Raw genomic sequence first — 21,450 nt, 5'->3', positions numbered from 1 at the left:
TATATCATTTCAAAGACATCGAATTATGATCTAACCAATCTTTTTCACGGACATGTAATATTATCTAATGCGTCTCCTTTCAAAAAGAGTCAAGGATATGATATCATTTGTTTGCAGTGTTGTGCAAACAAAGATCTTTTGAAAAGAGAAATTTTTGTTTTTGGGGAGTTTGAGGGGGTTTACCCCCTCAAAGACTCGAATTATGATCTAACCAATCTTTTTTCACAGATATCTTATATGGTCTAGCATTCTTTAACATCGATTTTAAGCGCTTTCAAAAGTATTGAAAGGGCTAAGTCTAAATAAGGGGGGAGTTACAGGGATGGATAAGGCTTACGAATGGGTACCATTTTACGAAACACTTGCGGATAAACTACTGGAATATAACGACAAGCGAAGTGAATTATTCGAATTAATGAAAAACCTTGCATTGCAGCAACCGCTGATGAAGTATCTTCAGCTTGACCTTGAAGATCGGTGGGGACCTCGTAATCATAGAATCGATCCTTTTTCCGTAATGAGTGTTTTGAACCGTGGGATAACGAATGAAAACCGTACAAAGTTGGCTGAGGTTTTTGCAAACGCATTTAAAGTAACGTTGCCTGTGCCTACGAATTTTAATGGAATCCCTACTCTTAACAACATCAATTCTTTCTTTGGGGAGGGAATAGACGAATTGTGGGATTTGTTCGTTTCAGCTATAAAATCCGCTGAAACGAACACATTTACAGATGATTTTAAGAATGCTTTCGAAAAAGCTATAGCCATTAAGGGCAATGGTCTTGCTTCTATCACGATAGGATTGTTCTGGATTAGGCCCAATGTCTTTATGCCTTTGGATACTTATTCACGAAAGTTTGTTTTTGAACGTTATGGAATAGTTGTTCCAAAGGGAGATTTTAGCGGTGATGATTATGTGGAATTTCTGAATACCTTGAAGAATAAAATCAATGAAGACTCGCCTAACCTTACGTTTCCGGACTTGTCGTATAATGCATGGAGTAAGAAAGGTAAAAATCCTCATGCAGAATCACCTGAATCGATAACAGATAATCAACGCACATCACAGGGTGATTCGGCCTCAAATGATGGAATATGGGCAAAAAATAAAAATATAATTCTCTATGGACCTCCGGGAACTGGGAAAACTTATAGTACCATACAATATGCTGTTGCTATTATCGAGGAAAAACCACTCTCCAAAGTGAAATCTGAAGATTACCAAGAAGTGTTTAAACGCTATTTAAAGTATAAAGATGCCGGACTAATAGCTTTTGTTACGTTTCATCAGTCGTTCAGCTATGAGGAGTTTATTGAGGGGATACGGCCCGTAGTATCTTCGGATGAGAATGGGGAATCTACAGGGGGGATTGAATACGTGATACAAGACGGGGTTTTCAAATTATTTTGCAATAAAGCAGGAACACCTATAAGAGCGGATGACACAAGCTTGGATCTGGGCATTGGTAAAAACCCCACAGTTTGGAAGGTTACTCTTAAAGGTGCTGGAAACAATCAAATTCGAACTGAATGTATGGAGAATGGTCATATTCGTATCGGGTGGAATGGTGAAGGCGAAATCATATCTGATGATTATACGCAATATGGTGATAACCCCATTCTCAACGCTTTTTACAACAGGATGCAAATCGGTGACATCGTTATGTCTTGCTATTCGAGTAGAGCAATCGATGCCATTGGTGTTATTACTGGCGAGCCAGAATGGCATGATGAATATCCTGAGTACAAAAGGTTGCGGAAGGTGAAATGGCTTGTAAAAGGTATTAATGAAGATATCGTTGATTTCAATGCTGGAAAAATCTTGAATGGTTTATCTGTAGCCAAGTTATCAGTTTCAGCAACAGACGCTGTGCAAATACTCAGGAAGGTAAACCCTAACCTGTTTGATCAGAACGTAAAAATTCCAAATCGTGTCTTTATTATTGATGAGATCAATCGAGGGAACATCTCAAAAATTTTTGGGGAATTGATTACCCTCATCGAGCCTTCAAAGCGTATCGGAGCTTTCGAAGAGCTACGTGCTACACTGCCTTACTCTCGCCAGGATTTTGGTGTACCAGACAACGTCTTCATAATAGGTACAATGAACACAGCCGATCGTTCTATTGCGATGATAGACACTGCTTTGCGTCGTCGTTTTGATTTCGTCGAAATGAAATCTGATTATGATATACTTAAAGGTGTCCATGTTAAGAATATCGATATTTCAAACATGCTTGACATTATAAACAAGCGTATAATAGTATTGCTCGATCGCGAACACACCATAGGGCATTCCTATTTGTTGCCGCTCAAAACAGACCCAACGATTGAAACCCTTGCCGCAATTTTTCAAAAAAGAATAATTCCTTTATTGCAAGAGTATTTCTACGACGATTATGAGAAAATTCAGCTTGTGTTGGGTGACAATCAGAAGACTGATGATACTACCCGATTTATCGTGAAAAAGAGAGTTGATAATAAGCTGTTTGGAAACACAGATGTTGATTTTCCAGAATATTATGAGATAAACAACGAAGCTTTTTTGAGGATTGAGGCCTATGCCTTCTTACGCTAAAACCTATACTATAACGGAATACGGAGGGTTTACGCGTGGTATAAAGTCTTACGGTTATCAGGCGTTGTCTGAAAAAACATTTGATGCTCTTGAAGCTTTTATTCTTGCTAACAATACTGATACTGGGACTGATGCAGTCCAACTACTATCTCTTTCTGTTCGACACAGTGTTGGCAAAATTATAACTGCTAAAAATTACGTTGGACTAATTAAGATGTCAGATGGTACAGTCATAGAGATTCTTCCGAAAATCGTAGGGGACGGCGTTACCGAGGGCGACACAAAGCGGATTTTTCTTGAGATGTTAAAAACTTTAAAAGTCGTGACATTTAAGGACTTAAATGTTTCAAACCTCCAAACCGACCGCTTGAACCTTCTTGAAATATTTATAAAGATGTTCCTTGACGAAGTTACAATACTAACGAAGCAAGGGTTGAAAGCTGCTTACACGCCAGTCGAAGCAAATGAACGGTATTTTAAAGGGAAGCTACTGGCTTCCCAGAATATTAAAAACAATCTAGTTGACAAGGGACGATTTTTTGTTTGCTATGAAGACTTCAATATTAACAGACCTGAGAACCGTCTAATCAAGTCCACTCTCCGATTTTTGCGAAATACTACGAATGATGCGCGTAATCGACAAAATGCCACTAGGTTACTAACTTTCTTTGATGGTGTAGAATATTCCACAAATATTGATTCTGACTTCTCAAAATGCTTTCTTGATCGTAGTATGTCTCACTATAGCAAGGCCCTTTCCTGGTGTCGTGTTTTATTGAAAGGAAACAGTTTCACCGCATTTGCAGGAAATGAGGTTGCAATTGCTCTTCTATTCCCTATGGAAAAGTTGTTCGAAAGTTTTGTTGCTGCAAAATTTCGCAGACATATTGGTAGCGGTGTTAACTTGCGGACACAAGATGTGAGATATAGTTTATTTGATACTCCTGTCCGCGCTTTTTCACTTCGTCCCGACATTGTGTTGGAATTTGAAGGACGCATAGTCATTGTTGATACCAAGTGGAAATTATTTTCAGACGATGCCCAAAACATAGGTATTTCACAATCCGATATGTACCAGATGTATGCTTATGGGAAAAAATATCAAGCAGACAGAATTGTCTTGTTGTATCCTTATTCCGATGCTGTAAATAATACAAATATCACATATGTTTCCAACGACCATATAGAGGTTGACATTGAATTCGTTGATCTGAAAAATTCTGATCGCAGTATCACCCAACTATTAGCCAAGTTAAGAATGCCATTCACCGTTTGATGTTCGTGAGTTAGACAGTTGAGAAACGATTTTTCAGTACACCAAACGTAAGAAGTGATTTTGAAAGCATAAAACATCTCTTTTTTTGATTTAGTGACACTTTTGAAAAAAACAGGAAGTAAAAAATGCTTTTTGCAATTGTTCACGCCTATTTTAGAATTCTTGCGATTTTGTAACTGTTAAACTCAGGAAAAAGCAAACTCCTGGGTAATTCCCTGAATTTTAATATCAATTTTATAACGCTTCCACTGCTCGCAGCCAAGATTGAGCTATAAGTGCATGCCCAGTGGGTGATGGATGTACGCCATCGGGTAGCCAATAGGCAGGATCCCTTTGTGTTGCTGCCTGAGCAAATATACCATCTAATGGTATAAACAAGGCGTTGAATTCTCTGGCTAGCTTACGCACGGCGTGTATTTTGGGATCTAAGTCCTCTCTCCATTTGGCTTGATCTTCTATCACAGGCAAAACAAAGGGTTCACATATTATCAGTTTGGCATTCAGTTGCGTTTTCACTTCTTGCAAAATATAACGATAATCTGACTCAAATTTTTCTACCGATGTTGGGTCATTGTTATCATAACGCCGCCAGCAGTCATTAATACCGATGAGTATTGATATCCAAGTTGGTTTTAAGTCTATGCAGTCCCTCATCCAACGTTCCTTTAAATCTTTCACTCTGTTACCGCTTACCCCTTTGTTTATAAACCTGAAGTTTTTTGAAGGAAGTGCAGCTGATAACCATAATGCCGTTATCATAGGATAACCCAATCCTAGGTCAGCATCATTGTTATAATCTCGACCTGCATCGGTTATACTGTCACCTTGAAATAAGATTATTGCATTGTCTTCTATAAGCATCTTAAACACTCCTAGTTTAATATGTATAGATGTGAAGCTTAAAAATAGTACTAAAAACCTGCCATAAGTATTAATTACATTCATTTTAACAAGAAAATTGCAATAAAAAATTCCTGAATTATTCCAAAACCTGTATCTCATCTCCAGGACGTATATATCCGCCTTTTATTACCTTTGTGAACACTCCTTCCAAGGGCATAGCGCACCTACCCACTTGTTCAAAGATTGCACATTTTGTATGACATTTTTTGCCTATCTGAGAGATTTCCATTATTGTCTCGCCTATCTTAAGCTTTGTCCCGACAGGATATTTATATAAATCTATACCCTCTGTCGTGAGGTTCTCGGCAAATTTTCCGGCACTAAGACCCTCGATGCCCAATGCAGCAATCTTATCGATACTTTCCTGCCCTAAAAGGCTCACTTGTCTATGCCATTCTCCAGCATGGGCATCTCCCATCAGACCGTGATTTTCCTTGAAATATCCCAAAGGTATTGGTTCCTTTATCACTCCCTTTTTTTGGCTTATATTAACTGCCGTAACCCTTGCCATATCCTATTCCTCCTTTTATAATTTACGGATATGAAACTTAAAAAGGTGGTGAAAAGTGGTTCTCAATTTTTTGGCTTTACAAAGATTTAAATGTCAAAGGTTCCGTTTATTGCTTGCTATAGTAAAACAAGAAAAGTATTTTTAGAATTCACTGAAATTTGGCGACTATAGAAATATAGAGATGTATTAGAATAGTTAACTCACCTTTGTCATCAATACTACTGATTCGACATGGTCAGTGTGAGGGAACATATCTACCAGATGAAAACCTGAGATTGTATAGAGATCGGATAATTCTTTTAAATTGGGTATTAGAGTTTTAGGGTTGCATGAGATATAGATAATTTTATTAAATTGCTGGGTTTTTATGAATTTTATAAGATTTGGGTGTAATCCAGCCCTTGGTGGGTCAACTACTATATAATCAGGTTTTTCGATGCCGCTTTGTTGTTTAACAAAATCTTTTACATCCTCATTTACGAACTCTACGTTGTTGATATTATTTAATATGGCGTTTTGCTTGGCTGCTTCTACTGCTTCTTTTATAATTTCTATTCCATAGACTTTTTTTGCCTTATTTGCAAGTAATAGAGATATTGTGCCCGTTCCAGAATAAAAGTCATATACAATATCTGAATTTTCTGCATAAGATAAAGCAGTTTGGTATAAGACCTCTGCTCCTTTTGTGTTTGTTTGAAAGAAAGAAAATGGACCAATTTTGAAAGTTAAATCAAAAATTTTTTCGTAAAAATAGTCTCTGCCATATAATATTTCTATTTCATCTGCTTTGACAACGTTGGCTTTAGATTCAGTCTTACTTTGAATTATGGAGACGATATTTCCTTTTAAGTTGGTATTCAACATGTTTTCTTTCCATGTTTGTACTTCTTGATAGTAATTATTGTCTAAAGAAGTCACCAAGTTTAAAAGTATTTCCCCAGTTTTTAACCCTTTTCTGATGCCCAAATTTCTAAGAAAACCTGTGTGGTTTTTATAATTTCTAAAAGGTATGTTCTTTTTTAAGAAAAATTCTCTTGTTTGCCAAACGATATTGTTGAAGTCACTATCCACTAGTTTACAGTCTTTTGTGTAATAGACGTCGAACTTCTTACCTCTCCCTCTTAACCCCAAGACAAGAGGTCCATCTTTGTATTCGTTACCAAAAGAGTATTCCATTTTGTTTCTGTATTCATATATATCTACAGAAGGAGTAATACCATGATAGTTATTAGGTTTTATTTGATATTGATCAAACAACGAAAGAACGCTTTTCTCTTTTGTTTTTAGTTGTTCTTCGTAATTTATATGCAATTTACTACATCCACCACATTTTTGGAAAAAGGTACATAGTTCCACTAATGACTCTCCTTAATCATGACGATATTGTTGATACCATTGATGGTAGTATTTCCAAAGATATAGATAGAATTTTGATTTTCGGGCTTTGATATACTTATTATTTCAAAATCAGAATCAAGAATGTAAGTGTTTATTTTTTCGAATGTTTCTTCTTCAAAATTTATTTCGTATATTATTCCAACTTTTTTCCCATTTTCTATACTATAACCATATGCTAGGTATTTTTCATCTATTTTAGTAAAGCCTAAAAATTTGTTCGACCCTTCTAATGAAAATTCAAAAGAATCTCCAAATCCATTTAATTCATCTACTTCTAAAATTCCGTAACTCATAGGTTGTGAATGAGTTTCAAATAATACGTAGTATTTTCTACCTTCTTTTATAACCCCCACTGGGATGTTGTCATTGGAATCCCCGTATACATTTGACCATTTCATATTTCCATAGTAGTCAAGTTTTAAAACGTATACATCAAAACCACCTGCGCCAAAAGATCTTGTGGCACCAAAGACCATAAAACCTTGATCTTGAGAGTTTTTAATATCTAAAGCAATTTCTACGTCGTTGCCACCGAAGTTATTAGTCCAGATTCTCGTTCCGTCGTTTAAATACTTTGAAACGAAAATATCTGATAATTTTTTGTTAATGAACAAATTTCCCGTTACTGCGTAACTATCTTCGTCTATGTTTGTAATACTTATACCGCTATCTCTACCAATATCTCCATAATCTATCTGATAATTAACGCTACCGTCTTCACTTATAGAAACAATGTAAACATTACCGTTTAAGCCGTAAGAGAGTGTGTCGCCGATGTAGATTATATCTTTAGAGTTATCGGTGGAGCTTTCAGTGAGTATGGCATCTCTAAAAAAATCTGTATTTTTTGCATATAATGACTTTTCGTTTAAAATATTTCCATAAGGATCTATTTTCCATGTCTTTGCATCCCAATTTTCTGCTTTGCCTTCATAGCCATAAAGATAAAAGTTTTCTCCATCGTACAAACTTCCATAGATGTATTCATCGAAATCTTTAAAGAATATTTTGGTTAGTTCTGTGGCTTCAGGTGTTGGTAGTGTAGGTTCAATAGTTATATCCACAGGAGTGGAAGGTTCTGTAATAGCTTCTTCTATTGGCTCTGGTATTATGGTTTGAGTAGGTTCTGGAGTTATCTCCGTTGTCTGTGATGTTAGTGGAGTAGGTTCAACGGTGATAGATACAGGAGTAGAAGGTTCTGTAATAGCTTCTTCTATTGGCTCTGGTATTATGGTTTGAGTAGGTTCAGGTGTTATCTCCGTTGCCTGGGGCGTTGATGGAGTGGGTTCAACGGTTATAGTTACAGGAGTAGAAGGGGCCGTAATAGGTTCTTCTGTAGGTTCTGGTATTGTGATTTGAGTAGGTTCAGATGTTATCTCCGTTGCCTGGGGCGTAATAGGTGTGGCTTGGGCGGTTACTGTTGATGGAGGTGTCACTATTTCTTCCATCGTTTGAGATAAAGGCATTTTTTCCTTAATGGATCGGGTGAAATAATATTGAGAATCGAAATTATCATAAAATATTAAAAATCGAGTTAGAAAGTCTTTTACCCCTACCAATAAACCTTTGTCGTATACTAAAGGGTTGCCGATTATTTGGAATTTATTTATTGTGGAATAATTCCAAACTAAATTTCCTTCCAAATCGAGGGATTTAATACTTTCTCCTACCAATATGAATCGATCTTTGTTAACAGGAACAAAATAATTGAAATTTTCTTCATATGTAAAAGTTCTGATCAAATTTAATTCAGAATCATAAAAGTTGAGATTTTTTGAACCTGACAATAGAACTATTTTGTCGTAATATGTGTATATCTTTCTTTGATATCTTTGGGTTTCTATTTGAAAGTCAAGTTGTGATATCTTTTGCAGATTGGTATCTAAGAGTGTAATATTATTATTAGTCAATATGGGGAATAAAGTAATATTTTGACTTTCAAGATAGTCGAAATCAAAAGTTTTGGCGTTAAAATTGTAACTTTCAACAGTTTCAAAATTACTATTCAATTTAACGAATTTATCCTCGGTTAAAAGATAGATATATCCGTCTTTTACTAAGGCTTTTTGAATGTTGTTGAAATCGATTTGTTTTTGTATTTGGAAATCGTCGGTTATCGAAAAGATTTCATCGTCACTGTAAAAGATATTTTCTCCTGCTAAACCTTTAATCTTAACGTTTAATTGTGCCCTTTTTTCTAAAGAATAATCGAAGATATAAGTTTCACTTTGCGTAACAAGAAAGGCAGCTTTACTTGTCAAAAATCCATCTTCAATATTTTGTCCAAAATCAACTGTTTTAACTACGACTTTATTGGCATTCAATAATTCAACCTTGTTTTTAGATATGCCAAGAAAGTTATCATCTAAAGGAAGAATTTTATCAAATTCTTCAAATATGATAATATATGCATCTCCAGGACGTAAACTTCTTGTGGTAAATTTAGCCGTTTTGCTGGAGTACACGTTTCCATCCTGATCAACTCCTTCAACTTTCCAGTAATAAGTTGTTTCAGGCTTTAAGACGTCTCCCGTATAAAAGTTTGAAAAAATATTTTCCAATTTCAAATCTTTTTCATCTATATCCGGATCTTCAGATATGTATATTCTATATCTGAGCTCTTTTTCTTCCGCATCTATGGATTGCCATCTAAAAGAAGTTCTTATGTCCACGTTTTGGGCATCCTCTTGTGGGGAGAGAATATTTATATTCAAAGCAAAAGAAATAGCGGAAAATAAAATTACAACAAATATTAACGAATAATTTTTCATGGCAGCACCTCTAAAAAGTTATTTTTGGTAGGAAATTTACTGCAAAAAAGAGTTAGAAATCGAGTTAATATTATTTATGAATAAAGATAAAATTTTTGTGTTATGATCTTTGAAGTTGACTGAAGTTATTTCTTCAGCCGTACTTTGTATTCTAAACATGGACAAAAAAACTTTTAAAGCATCTTTAAAATTATTTATTTTAAACTCTACTATCGAGTCAAAATCCATCAAATGTTCTTCGAAATTAGCAAATATTTGAGCAAAAGTAAAAGACATGTCTTTGATTTCTTCTACATTTTCTTGAATAAAAGGTTCTAAAGATAAGGATTCTCCTAAGATTCTATCTTGGTAGAATCTTAAAAGTAATCTACCGAAAGCTAACCCATCTCCATCTTTCCAAAGAAACTGTGATATAGCTGTTGCTACTCTTTCCAATAGGCCGTAATTAAAGCCAGAAAGAAGTAGACTGTTCGTGAGTAATTCAACACCATCTGGATATAACTTTGGTTCCATCGAGTTCTCTTTCAACCAGCTAACGAAAGGGCGCTTTATTCCTTTGGTTGCTAGACGTTCCGACAAAGAAAAAGGGTCGATATTTCCCAATTCGTCTATACTTTCAAATATTGAATCGGAAATATTTTTGTCTGCAAATTCTTCCAGTTTGGAAACGTAAAGATCTAACCTGTCTAATTTATCTAGTAGTAGAGAAAAATTTGATATGGGTTCTTTTAACAATATTTCTTTCACTCTTTCAACTCTACCTTGAGATAATTCGAACAATACTTTGAAATTAACAGCGGTTTCGTGAAAGTCAGAATTCAAATTTAAAATTTCAAAATATTTTTCCACTTGTTCTTCATCTTCTATTATTACATAGAGTTTTAATAAAGTTAAAACAATAAGGTCTTTATTTTCTTCTGAAGCTGATTTTAAAGCTTTTTCCTCTGTTTCAATTGCTTGTAAGTATCTTCCCATGTTTTTATATTCCAAAGCTAATTCGTGAAGTATATAATCTGTTTCATTCAAGGAGGCGGCTTTTTCTAAGGCTTTTATTGCCTCATTGTGGTTTCCTAATCTAGCCAATGAATGAGCATCGTTATAATAAATTTCATATCTATTGCTATCTATTTCTAAAGCTTTTTGGTGGACTTTGTGTGCATCTTTATAGTGTTGAAGCATATTCAGAGCAACACCCAATCTTTCATAGGCAGGAACAAATTTTTTATCGATTTCTATGCATTTTTGTAGAAGTGGTATAGCTTCTTCGAATCTGCCATTTTCCATGTATACATCTGCCATTTTCAGAAACCCTAACGTAAAGTCCTTTTCAAGTTCGACGGATTTAGAATAATATTCTATTGCTTCGTCGTATACATTTCTTTCATACATAAGATTACCGAGTTCATAGTAACCATATGCAAAATTTGGCTTTTCTTTTATTGATTGTTTTAAATGTAACTCTGCCAGTTCAAGATTTCCTAATTTTTTGTAGTATAATCCAGTATAAAAATGCAATCTATAATCAGGATAAATTTTACCTGCCTTATCTAAAAATTCCTTCGCCTTTTCAAAATCTGTATCGTTGAGGGATTTTTTAAAAGCTTCATAATAATAATAAATCAAGTAAGATAAGTAATATCGGTTGTTTTTATCTATATCAATTTGAGCTTCTAAACCTCTAATAATTACGTCCAAAGGTATTTTATTGGTTTTTCTTGCTTTTTGAAAATCTTCCGCTAAAATAGGTAATTTTACAGGAAGATTATTCAACTTTGCATAATTGGGATCAATATTCAGGTAAACTATAGCATATTTTACTTCTTTCAAAAGAAATGCACCTCTTTATACTTCTTTATCACTAATTGAAAGCCTTATATTTGAAAGTAAAAAAAAGAGAACCACTTGCTGCTCCTAAATAACTTGCAACCATGTCTAAATGGCTATATGTATGATAAATACTGAATTTTTGAAAATATTCTGTTAATAAGGGAACTAAAAGAAAAAAAATCAAAAAAAGTATAAAATAAGATCTTTTACTTTTTTTGAAGAATGCCATAAAGAAAAAGTCGGCACCTAAAAAGTATGAAACAAAATGAACTATTTTGTCTTCTCCTTTGAAACTACTATAATTAATTATAGGTTTGGAAACCGATAGATATATAATAAAAACTATATATAAAAAGAACAAAACTTTCCAAAACATATTTTTTATTTTTTTTATATCTTTATATTTATATTTTTTATCAGCCATTTGATTACCTTTCTCTTTTTATTTATAACATATAAACCTGGGGAGGCTGCCCCAGGTTTGACAAGTTTTGGTTAACTCTATTTTTCATTCCATTCTAAATGTTTCAGTTCTATCATGATCTTCAATTATATGTTTATATCTGTCATAAGCAGCTTTAGCCATTTTTTCTAAAATACTTGGAAGATCACTATCAGTCCAATCTTCATCTAAAAAATTTATCAGTTCTTTTTTTAATTTAAAATAAGGCTCTTTATCCGGATTGAATTCTACATAACTTTCTATAAGTTTTCTATCCACTTTATCTTCTCCGTAGATATTTTCTAGTAACTTACTTACACTTCTTGAAAAGAGATCGGGGATCTCTTGAAATTTTTTAGTAAGGTCTAACTTGTTTTGATATAATGGTTTAATTTCATTATAGTACTTTATAAATGATTTCACGGGGGATCCCTCCTTTTTAGTGTTTTAATTGGTTAAAGAATATGTAGAACTTTTAAAAAATTCCTCTTTAAGAAATTTAAAATCGTCATTTTCTATAGCTTCTCTCATTTTAGCTACCAGAGATATGTTGAATCGTAAATTGTGAATGCTTAAAAGGATTTTCCCAAGTACCTCATCTTTTTTAAAAAGATGGTGTATGTAACCACGTGAATGATTTTTACATGTGTAACAATCGCATTCTTCATCAATAGGTTTTTGATCAAATTTAACCTGTGAGGATTTTAAGTTTAGTTTTCCTTTCCACGTTAGTGCTGTTCCGTGCCTTCCCATTCTTGTTGGTAAGACGCAATCGAACATATCCATACCGTTTTCAACAGATAGAAACATCATTGTGGGAGAACCTATTCCCATTATGTATCTCGGTTTGTTTTCGGGCAATTTATTGCCAAAAGCTTTTAAAATCTTTTCGGAATCTTGGTATTTTTCTCCCACGGCTAATCCACCCAACGCATAACCATCGAAATCTAAAGAGGTTAACTGGGATAAACTGAGTTTTCTCAAATCTTCAAAGAGCCCTCCTTGAACTATACCGAATAATGCCTGTCCGTTGTTATTATGATATCGTTTTGATCTTAAAGCCCAATTAAAAGTTTTTTGCACACTATCTTTTACAGCATCATAACCAGACAAGGAATTTATACATACATCTAAAACCATTGCAATATCTGAGCCAATTACTTTTTGTATATCCAAGGATTTTTCTGGTGTTAACTCTATTTGAGAACCATCCAGTGGAGATTTGAAAATTACTTTTTCATCAGTTAATCTAGTGTTAGGTAAGGAAAATACCTGAAACCCTCCGCTATCCGTCAAAATCGGCTTCTTCCAGTTCATGAAGTTATGAAGCCCTTGGAAATGATCAAGAACCTCTAATCCCGGTCTTAAATAAAGATGAAAAGCATTAGCTAATATTATCTCAGTATTGATATCATTTAATAACGAGTTAGTAAGAGTTTTTACGGTTGCATTCGTACCCACAGGCATAAAAACTGGTGTTTCAATGGTGCCGTGTTTTGTGATAATCTGTCCTCGCCTAGCCCCAGTGTATCTATCAATATGAATTAATTCAAATTTTATAGGCGAATCATCCATTAATTTTTTATTTCCTCCTTTAACTCTTTTAACAAGGAATCTGCTTCATTTTTGAATTCTATTGTATCATTTAAAAGGTTTTCTTTTTCTTCTGCGTTGTTTATTTTTTCTAAATTAGCTTCAACAGAAATAATAGCCGAATTCAATGCGGCCCACGCTAAATAACAAGTAATTTTTGCTTCGGGTTTTAATACGGGGTTGCCATATTTGTATATGGTAAAACAATTTTTTAGGATATTATAACATGTTTTGGCTATGTTGAACGAAAATATAGCGGCAGCTGTTAAAGATTTGTCCTTATCTTCTCCTTCTTTGACATTCTCGATTCTTTCTGCATATTTAGAAGATTCTTCAGCGTATTCCATTAATTTTTCTTTGATATCTATAAGATTTTCTAAGGCTACTTCTAGCGTATTTTCATAATCCCCATTGTCCCCTTTAGAGATCGTATAATTTGCCACCATATAACCTAGTGCAGACGCTAAAGCTCCTACTAAAGCAGTGACGGTTCCCCCAGCGGGAGCTGGATCTGTGGATGAAATTTCATTTAAAATTTCCGCGAAACTCATATTTTTATACATTCATCCACCTCCTCTCTGGAAATAAGTGAAGTATCTGTACTTTTATTATACCATACTTTTAAGGTTAATAAATATGAAAGAAAATCAAAATCAGTTCAGTGAAGGGGAACGTTCTAACTAAATTAGTGTAAGTAAACTACACTCTGTAAGTGGTGGAGAGTTGATCCAAAGCATAAGAAGTAATTAAATTACCAAAAAGTCTTTTGGATACTTGTTTAATACTTCACAACCATTATCAGTCACCAAAACCAGGTCTTCTATTCTTACCCCGCCGACACCAGGTAAATAAATTCCCGGCTCTATTGAAAAGATCATGCCAGGTGTTAGAATTTCTTCGCTATTTGAAGATATGTAAGGTTTTTCATGAATATCTATCCCTACACCATGCCCTGTTCGATGAGTGAAGTACTTTCCATAGCCTTTGCTTTCTATATAATTACGTGCGGTACCATCAATTTCACAAGCTTTAAGACCAGGCTTAACTTTTTCAATAGCTTCTAAATTAGCTTCTAATACGATTTGATAAATGTTTTTCATGGTTTCTATAGGTTTGCCAAAGAAGACTGTTCTTGTCATATCTGAACAATAATAATTTTTTATGCAACCCATGTCTATCAAGACAACATCCCCATCTTTTAACTTTGCATTGGTGGGTATATGATGAGGGTTAGAAGTATTCTGACCGTATCCTACTATAGGTTCAAACGAAACACCATCGGCTCCTTCTTTTTCGAAGATATTTTTGATGGCTTTGGCTAAGTATTTTTCTGGAAGCATCTCCGATACTAGGTCTATAACCTTTTCCATAGCTGTGTCATTTAATAAGGAAGAGGACTTCATTAACACTATTTCATCAACATCCTTTACCATCCTTAATTCACTAATTATTGGAGAGAGCGGTTTTAAAGATAAATCTTTAGTAATTTCCATTAAACCTAAAAGAAAACCTGCTTCCCAACTTCCATCTATGCCAAGGGATTTATCTTTTTCAATAATAGAAGATAACATCTTAATGGGATCTTCAGAATCAGAATATTTGATCAAATTTTCTTCTTCAACGGTATTTACCGGGAACAATTCGTTAACTAGCAATTTAACTTCGCCAGAAGTATTTACGAATAATACCAACAACCTTTCTCCAGGTTCAAACCACTCATTCAAAAAATAGTAAAGAGAAGCTGGTGAGGATATTATTGCTTGATAAATATTATTTTTTGCCATTTTATTGAGAAGTTTTTCTATCCTATCTTTACGCAATGTTCAATGCGCCTCCCATGAATAGTGTCTAATTTCATCCAATTTATATTACAATTATATCATAAAAAAGTAGGAAGTAGATAATATCTTATCTACTTCCTACTAGCTGGGGTTTAGTATTATTCTTTAACTTCTTTAACCTTTAGCCACCAATCGTATCCTTCTTCGGCTGACGTTTTTCTCTTCATTGCTTCAGCATAAGTTGATGCTGGTGGAATTATTACTTTACTTCCAAATATCGAGTTTTCGGGCCAATTGGCTGGGGTTACTACCTTGTTTTTGTCTGCCAATTGTAAAGCTCTTACAGCTCGGTATATTTCCTCGATGTATCTTCCAACCTCAGAAGGATAGTACATGATCAATCTAATGGTTCCTTCAGGATCTAAGATGAAAACTGCTCTAACAGTTGCCGAACCTTTTTCGGGGTCTACCATTCCCAATCTTGAGGCTACTCTTCCCATTGTATCAGCTATTATAGGGAAAGTAATTTCTACTCCAAGGTTATCTTTGATCCATTCCATCCATTTGATATGTGAATGAACGGCATCAACAGAAAGTCCTAAAAGTTCCGTGTTGATCTTTTTGAAATCTTCATGCTTTTTTGCAAATTCAACAAATTCTGTTGTACAAACAGGTGTAAAATCTCCTGGATGGCTGAAGAGCACCAACCATTTTCCTTTGTAGTCTTTTGGTAGTTCTTTTGCACCGTCCGTTGTTAATACTTTCATTTCAGGAAACTTTTCTCCAATTAAAGGAATCCTTCCTTCCATATTTACCTACCTCCTATTTGATGATTTTTTATTTATGAAATATCTATTTTTTAGGTCTGTCTAAAAAAATTATATACCTAAAAAATAGAAAAGTCAAGTAAAAAAATAAATAAAATTTTTAAATTTATATTTCTTTATTATTGCTACAAAGGTATAAAAGTCTTTGGAAAAAAATAATTTTGCTACAAACTTCTAATGTTATAATAATTGTGGACGATAATACATATGAAATTCAAATTGTTGAAAGGAGGGACTAAATTATGGATATCAACAATATCAATCCTGCTGATGGTAATAATTTAGATAAAATAAATCGAAAAAGGCTTGATAAGGATTTTATTAAGAGGCAGGTAAAATCTGAAAACCTAGAAAGTGCAAATAGGATTACAGGAGAATCAAAGAAGTATATAGAACTATCAAGTAAGATACCAGAAATTCGACAAGAACTGGTATCGAAATTGAAGGAATCTATTGAAAATGGTTCTTATAATATCAATGTAGATCAAATTGTAAATAAAATGTTTGAATAAAGTGGGTGACCAGCATTAATAATAATAATAATTTAGAAGTGATAAAAAAAGTATTAAAGGAAGAGAACATTAGTTTAATAGAGTTAAAAAAATCTTTTTATAACCTTAGGGAAAGCTTAGTAAAAAAAGCATCTATCGAAGAGATTAATTCAACCCTTTTGACGATTGAAAAATTAGCAAGTAACTTTAAAAAAATAGAAGGTTTAAGAGCACAGTTAATATCGAAAATATGTTTGGAAGAAAGAATACAGAACAAATTAGAATCGATTATTGATTATTTTTCAAAGAATGATTATGAAATTGCACTTCTCTTTTCAGAACTAGTTAAAAATTTAAAGGAGTTAGTGAGTGAAATCGATCTTTTAAGTAACATCATTTCATTTCAATCTAACTTGAACAATTTTATATATCAAATTTTGAATCCTGAATCGATTACGAACAGCAAAACTTACTCTCAAAAGGGTAGTAGATTGAACAAAGATTTAACTTCAAGAAGTTGGAGGGGTTAGCGTGTGTGCAATGACTTTGAACGGCCTATTGAACACTGGTTTGCTAGGAGTTTATACCAATAAAATCGCTATGAGCGTTGTCGCCCATAATATTTCTAATTCTAATACCCAGGGCTTTTCTAGGCAAAGTCCTGTTATTGTGACTACCAACCCTATTAATTTAACAACGATAGGGAGTGGGGGAGCAGCTTTATCTTTTGGAACTGGTTCTACGGTAAGCGATATTCAACGAGTGAGAGACGAATTTTTAGATTTGCAATTTCGAGAAACTTCTTCTCGTTTGAATTATTGGGAAAATATATATTCTAATGTGCATTATATTGAACAATTGTTTGGTGAACCTGGAGAAACGGGTTTGAGAAATATGTATGATTCTTACTGGGCATCAATCGAGGAGTTGAAAACTGATCCATCAAATGAAGCCGCTAAAACTCAGGTTGTATCTCGAGCGGAAGAATTAGTTAACACCATGAAAGATCTTAACTATAGATTAGAACAATTAAAAAATGATATAAACAATGAAATAAAAATCAGAATAGACGAAATAAACGGTTATTTGAAAAGGATTGCCGATTTAAATCAAAAGATATTAACATCGAGCTCAATAAGTGGCTCTCCTAACGATTTGCTTGATGAAAGGGACAGATTGTTGGATAAGCTTTCAGAACTTTCCAATATAAGAATAACAAGTCATTCAAATGGTCAAATTTCTTTGAGTATGGGGGATAAAGTAGTTTTAAATGGAAGTAGTTATCAAGAGATAAGATCCTTAACCATTGCCGAAACAAACGATGAATATTACGCCTATGTGGGCAACAATCCATTGACTTTTGACGATGGGAAAATGGCAGCCCTTTTTGAATTGAGAGATGAAATCATCCCTTCTTATCAACAACAACTCGATGAGTTTGGTTTGTATTTAGTAGATACAACTAATCTTATTTATAAAGAAGGGTGGGATTCAACAGGAACTATAACAGGGGCCAACTTTTTTGCTGATATAAGTACCAAAAGAGGTTTTGAAAATTCAAGATTTTTCAGGATAGCAGGAAATTCGGACGTATTTCATCCAGACACAATTCAGTACGTCACGAGTTTAAGCAGTTTTTATAGTGATCCTTCAATTGATTTAAATAATTTCGATCTTTACACCGTAGATTCTGCAGCTTCGCCTTCTCATTATAACAATAATAATTCAATAATACATGATTCAACAAATAATGCCATTTATTTTGATGATACTTCTGGTTTTCAAGACAAATTACTAGTTGATATAGAAGGAGATTTTCTCAGGGAATACGGTTTTCCTACTAAAGAAATTAAGGCATACAAAATAGATCCTGATAATGTACAACCTGGCAACCTTGAGTTTGAAATTTTCGGTGAGGATTGTAATATAAGTTTTTCTGATGCTGGTGAATTAGTATCAAATATAAACAGTGATTCTAAAGATTACTTGAAAGCAGAAGAAATTGATGGATTTATATACATCCTCCCCACGACTAAAATTCCAGATGCAGACTTGGATACCATCGTTTTAAACGATGTAGACGGTTCTCTTTCACAAATGGAAGCACAAAAAGTTACATTAGACGCCTTAGATACCTCAAAACCTACTTTGAATAATTTATTAGGTTCAAATGAAAAAATAGAAATGAGTATAAATGGAATAAGAATCGAGATCAACCCTCTTAAAGACACTGCTTATGACTTGGTTGATAAAATCAATGCCACAAACACAGGGGTTACCGCTTCTGTAACTCCACATGGCTCATTTGTGTTGAGAGCTGGAAATCTAATAGATTTTGACTTAAAGAACGTTACTATAAAGGGTCCTGAAAAATTATTCAATGCTTTAGGATTTATCGAAGAAGATTCTAACAATATCGTTACACTGATTTCTCCAGATATAAGCCCTGAACAAATAGATGAAAAGTTTTCTGAAGCTGATCTTTTGAAAATAGATAACGAGTTAGGAATAGTCAATCAAATTTCTGTATCGTCTAACTTAAAAGAGAATCCATCTTTACTTGCAACCGACTTGGGTTATTATGATATTAATTATTCTCCCACTGGTGCAGGAAACGTTAGTGTATGGGATGAAATATCCAAGATGTATGATAATTCCGTATTAGATAATGGGAGGGTTGGTTTTTCGAACTTTTTAGGAAATATTGTTACAGATATAGGAGTTAAGGGAGAAACAGCAGATAAAATGAGGCTAAACAGTGAAATGTTGAATAGTGAAATCAGCCTTGAAAAAGAAAGGGTGATGGGTGTTTCTATCGACGAGGAGATGACTAATCTTGTGAAATATCAGCAGGCTTTTAATGCTTCTGCCAGGGTTATCACAGCGGTCAATCAAATGATGGAGACGGTTATTAACAACTTGGGTGTTGTATAATAGAGTGAATAGTACTTGTTTGGTTGGTGAGGAGGTAAAAACATGAGAATCACTGAAAATCTTTTAAGTAGTAGAACACTTAACGATATTCAAGATGTTTTAAGGAAATACAGTGATTTAAATTCTCAATTAACTTCAGGAAAGAAAGTTCGATACCCATCAGATAATGCAGCTGTTGCGACAAGGATTTCCGATTTAGATAGCCGATTGAGGGAAATTGAACGTTATAAAACTAATGTGGAAACAGCCCAAAATTATGTGAATATGTATGATACAGCATTACAGGAAGTGAGCTCGATATATCTTAGAGTTAAAGAGCTTGCAGTTAGAGGAGCAAATGATACATTAACTAAAGAGGATAAGGTAGCTATATCAGAAGAACTTAACAAGATAAATACGCAACTAGTTTCTATAGCAAATACAGAAATTTCTGGAAACTATGTGTTTGGGGGAGCTAAAAACAATCAAAAAGTCGTAGAAACAGATAGTAGTGGGGATTTTAAAATAACAGTACCATCACAAGCGAATATCAGGCAGAAGATTTCCGTTGGCGGGCAAGGTATAGAATACGGTAAAACAGTTTATGATGTTTTTGTAACCGATAGTGGTGCGTCTATTTTTGGTATAGTCAAAAGACTATCCCAAGCTATAGAATCGGGAGATAATACTTCAATCCAAAATGAGTTAGGAAATATTGAAGAAATACAAGGTAAAACGTTAAAGAATTTAGCCGAAGTTGGTGCCACTCAAAGAGTTTTAGAAATGACTTCAAATAGAATGGAGGACTTCAATACTTTTTCGACTGAATTTTTATCCAACGAAGCTGATGCGGATATCGCTCAAGTTGTCATGGAATTGGCAATGCAGCAAAATGTTTTACAAGCCGCTTTAAAAGCTGCTGGTAATATTATTCCCCCAACCTTGGCAGATTTTCTATAAGGAGGTTTTCCAAAATTATGATAAAAGAATATGAAACGAAGTTGGGAAGTGTGAAGATAGAAACTGAAAAAACCATAATTTTTGAGTATGGTATTCCTGGTTTCGAAGATCTTAAACAATTTGTTTTGCTGGAACCTGAAGATACATATCCTATCATGTGGTTAGCTTCGTTAGAAGATAAGAAAGTAGCTTTCCCTGTTACTTTTCCTCAACTTATAAGAAACGATTATCAGTTTGCTCTTCCTCAAGATTTAACAGAATACTTGGAATTAGAGAAACCAGAAGATGCTATAATATTAAGTATATTGACTATACCAGAAAAAGAAGATGAAATAACTATAAATTTAGCTGCTCCAATTATTATTTCCCAAAAAAATCATAAAGGTGTACAATATTTAATTGAAAATGAAGAATACAAAATTAGACATCTTTTGAAAGAAGAATTGGAAAGAAGTAATGCTATACTGTCTGTTCAAAAAGATGGTGAATAGATTTGTTGATATTATCTAGAAAAATAGGAGAATCCATCGTAATACAAGTAGGAAATAGAAAAATAAAACTCATTATGGTTGAACAAGATAATGGAAGTATAAAAATCGGTTTTGAGGCACCTAAAGATATAAAAATTTATCGTGAAGAAGTGTATGAAGAAATCGTAAAGCAAAATAAAGCCTCATTGGAGAGCGATGTTAACGGATTGGGAAAAATAAAGACCAGTATCCCAAAACTAGTAAAAAAAGATAAAAAACAAAATACTTAGATACAAGGGAGGAAAAAATCGAATATGTCGCAGGAAAAAGCAATAATAGGTAAAGCAAAGGAAGTTAAACCTTTAATAATAAATAATGAAATGACTAAAGATGTTGAAAAAAGAATATTAATAGGGAAGAGTAATTATGGAGCGCCTAATTTTGTTATGAGGCTATTCACTGTTAAACCAGATGGATATTCTCCTAAACACTCTCATAGATGGGAACATGAAATATTTATAGTTAAAGGTAAGGCAGAAGTTTATGATGGAGAAAAATACAATACAGTTGAAGCTGGAAGTTTTGTTTACGTCCCTGGAGGCATAGAGCACCAATTGAAGAACGCAGGAGATGAAGATTTAGAATTTATTTGTGTTATTCCAACATCTGCAGATGAAGAATGAATTTTTCATAAAAAAGTGGCGTAATA

21 protein-coding genes are annotated in these 21,450 nt (G+C 33.8%); 10 read left to right on the top strand and 11 right to left on the bottom strand.

Translation table 11 applies throughout. The annotated features are described in order from the left end of the window. The 3 genes from X925_RS10510 to X925_RS10120 form a co-directional block, all read left to right on the top strand. Positions 1-246, top strand: a 246-nt coding sequence (locus X925_RS10510) for a hypothetical protein (protein ID WP_233187780.1), incomplete at its 5' end; no start/stop codon positions are given. A 76-nt stretch (positions 247-322) separates the two neighbouring features. Further along, the gene (locus tag X925_RS10125) at positions 323-2,578 is read left to right on the top strand and encodes an AAA family ATPase (protein WP_121959876.1); all 2,256 of its coding nucleotides are present in this window, start codon (positions 323-325) and stop codon (positions 2,576-2,578) included. After that, entirely contained in the window at positions 2,562-3,854 is a 1,293-nt protein-coding gene (locus X925_RS10120) for an McrC family protein (protein WP_121959875.1), read from the top strand. The genes X925_RS10125 and X925_RS10120 overlap by 17 nt, the downstream gene beginning before the upstream one ends. A gap of 234 nt (positions 3,855-4,088) precedes the next feature. Here X925_RS10120 and X925_RS10115 read toward each other — a convergent pair whose 3' ends face one another. The 11 genes from X925_RS10115 to X925_RS10065 all read right to left on the bottom strand — a co-directional run bounded on the left by X925_RS10115 (position 4,089) and on the right by X925_RS10065 (position 15,889). Continuing rightward, positions 4,089-4,715, bottom strand: a complete 627-nt coding sequence (locus tag X925_RS10115; RefSeq protein ID WP_121959874.1) for an SGNH/GDSL hydrolase family protein — start codon at positions 4,713-4,715, stop codon at positions 4,089-4,091. Positions 4,716-4,833: 118 nt separating this feature from the next. Further along, a complete protein-coding gene (locus tag X925_RS10110; RefSeq protein WP_103898149.1) occupies positions 4,834-5,268 on the bottom strand; it encodes an MOSC domain-containing protein in 435 nt (144 codons plus the stop codon). Positions 5,269-5,463: 195 nt separating this feature from the next. Further along, the gene (rlmD, locus tag X925_RS10105; RefSeq protein WP_121959873.1) at positions 5,464-6,624 is read right to left on the bottom strand and encodes a 23S rRNA (uracil(1939)-C(5))-methyltransferase RlmD; all 1,161 of its coding nucleotides are present in this window, start codon (positions 6,622-6,624) and stop codon (positions 5,464-5,466) included. Further along, positions 6,624-9,437, bottom strand: a complete 2,814-nt coding sequence (locus X925_RS10100) for a hypothetical protein (RefSeq protein ID WP_121959872.1) — start codon at positions 9,435-9,437, stop codon at positions 6,624-6,626. The genes rlmD and X925_RS10100 overlap by 1 nt, the downstream gene beginning before the upstream one ends. A gap of 36 nt (positions 9,438-9,473) precedes the next feature. Then, positions 9,474-11,264, bottom strand: a complete 1,791-nt coding sequence (locus X925_RS10095) for a tetratricopeptide repeat protein (protein ID WP_121959871.1) — start codon at positions 11,262-11,264, stop codon at positions 9,474-9,476. Between the two features lie 31 nt (positions 11,265-11,295). Beyond that, a complete protein-coding gene (locus X925_RS10090) occupies positions 11,296-11,688 on the bottom strand; it encodes a hypothetical protein (protein ID WP_121959870.1) in 393 nt (130 codons plus the stop codon). An 84-nt stretch (positions 11,689-11,772) separates the two neighbouring features. Continuing rightward, positions 11,773-12,129 (bottom strand): hypothetical protein, encoded by a 357-nt coding sequence (locus X925_RS10085; protein ID WP_103076321.1) that lies wholly within the window; start codon positions 12,127-12,129, stop codon positions 11,773-11,775. A gap of 24 nt (positions 12,130-12,153) precedes the next feature. Then, positions 12,154-13,281 (bottom strand): tRNA guanosine(34) transglycosylase Tgt, encoded by a 1,128-nt coding sequence (gene tgt / locus X925_RS10080; RefSeq protein WP_121959869.1) that lies wholly within the window; start codon positions 13,279-13,281, stop codon positions 12,154-12,156. After that, positions 13,281-13,862: a cyclodeaminase/cyclohydrolase family protein gene (locus X925_RS10075; RefSeq protein ID WP_121959868.1), complete on the bottom strand. Its 582-nt coding sequence runs from the start codon at positions 13,860-13,862 to the stop codon at positions 13,281-13,283. Before X925_RS10075 ends, tgt begins: the two co-directional genes overlap by 1 nt. A gap of 183 nt (positions 13,863-14,045) precedes the next feature. After that, complete coding sequence (locus X925_RS10070; protein WP_121959867.1) at positions 14,046-15,119, bottom strand: Xaa-Pro peptidase family protein; 1,074 nt, start codon at positions 15,117-15,119, stop codon at positions 14,046-14,048. Positions 15,120-15,238: 119 nt separating this feature from the next. After that, the gene (locus X925_RS10065; protein ID WP_012208245.1) at positions 15,239-15,889 is read right to left on the bottom strand and encodes a peroxiredoxin; all 651 of its coding nucleotides are present in this window, start codon (positions 15,887-15,889) and stop codon (positions 15,239-15,241) included. 260 nt (positions 15,890-16,149) lie between these two features. On the opposite strand from X925_RS10065, the gene X925_RS10060 reads away from it, so the two are divergent. From X925_RS10060 to X925_RS10030, 7 genes are read left to right on the top strand one after another with little or no spacing between them, the layout of a single operon-like run. Next, positions 16,150-16,419: a flagellar biosynthesis anti-sigma factor FlgM gene (locus X925_RS10060; protein ID WP_012208244.1), complete on the top strand. Its 270-nt coding sequence runs from the start codon at positions 16,150-16,152 to the stop codon at positions 16,417-16,419. Between the two features lie 5 nt (positions 16,420-16,424). Further along, positions 16,425-16,928 (top strand): hypothetical protein, encoded by a 504-nt coding sequence (locus X925_RS10055; RefSeq protein ID WP_146026703.1) that lies wholly within the window; start codon positions 16,425-16,427, stop codon positions 16,926-16,928. A gap of 10 nt (positions 16,929-16,938) precedes the next feature. Further along, a complete protein-coding gene (flgK, locus tag X925_RS10050) occupies positions 16,939-19,332 on the top strand; it encodes a flagellar hook-associated protein FlgK (RefSeq protein ID WP_233187781.1) in 2,394 nt (797 codons plus the stop codon). Positions 19,333-19,374: 42 nt separating this feature from the next. Beyond that, positions 19,375-20,271, top strand: a complete 897-nt coding sequence (gene flgL / locus X925_RS10045; protein ID WP_121959864.1) for a flagellar hook-associated protein FlgL — start codon at positions 19,375-19,377, stop codon at positions 20,269-20,271. 17 nt (positions 20,272-20,288) lie between these two features. Next, on the top strand, positions 20,289-20,762 hold the full coding sequence (gene fliW / locus X925_RS10040) for a flagellar assembly protein FliW (protein WP_012208240.1): 474 nt from the start codon (positions 20,289-20,291) through the stop codon (positions 20,760-20,762). Between the two features lie 2 nt (positions 20,763-20,764). Further along, a complete protein-coding gene (locus X925_RS10035; RefSeq protein WP_121959863.1) occupies positions 20,765-21,031 on the top strand; it encodes a carbon storage regulator in 267 nt (88 codons plus the stop codon). Positions 21,032-21,055: 24 nt separating this feature from the next. Then, positions 21,056-21,424: a cupin domain-containing protein gene (locus X925_RS10030; protein ID WP_121959862.1), complete on the top strand. Its 369-nt coding sequence runs from the start codon at positions 21,056-21,058 to the stop codon at positions 21,422-21,424. Positions 21,425-21,450: the final 26 nt, after the last annotated feature.

It is taken from the genome of Petrotoga sp. 9T1HF07.CasAA.8.2, assembly GCF_002895585.1.
Classification (GTDB): domain Bacteria; phylum Thermotogota; class Thermotogae; order Petrotogales; family Petrotogaceae; genus Petrotoga; species Petrotoga mobilis.
Note: the sequence above shows the minus strand (reverse complement) of the source record. Positions and strands in the feature narration are given on the sequence as shown.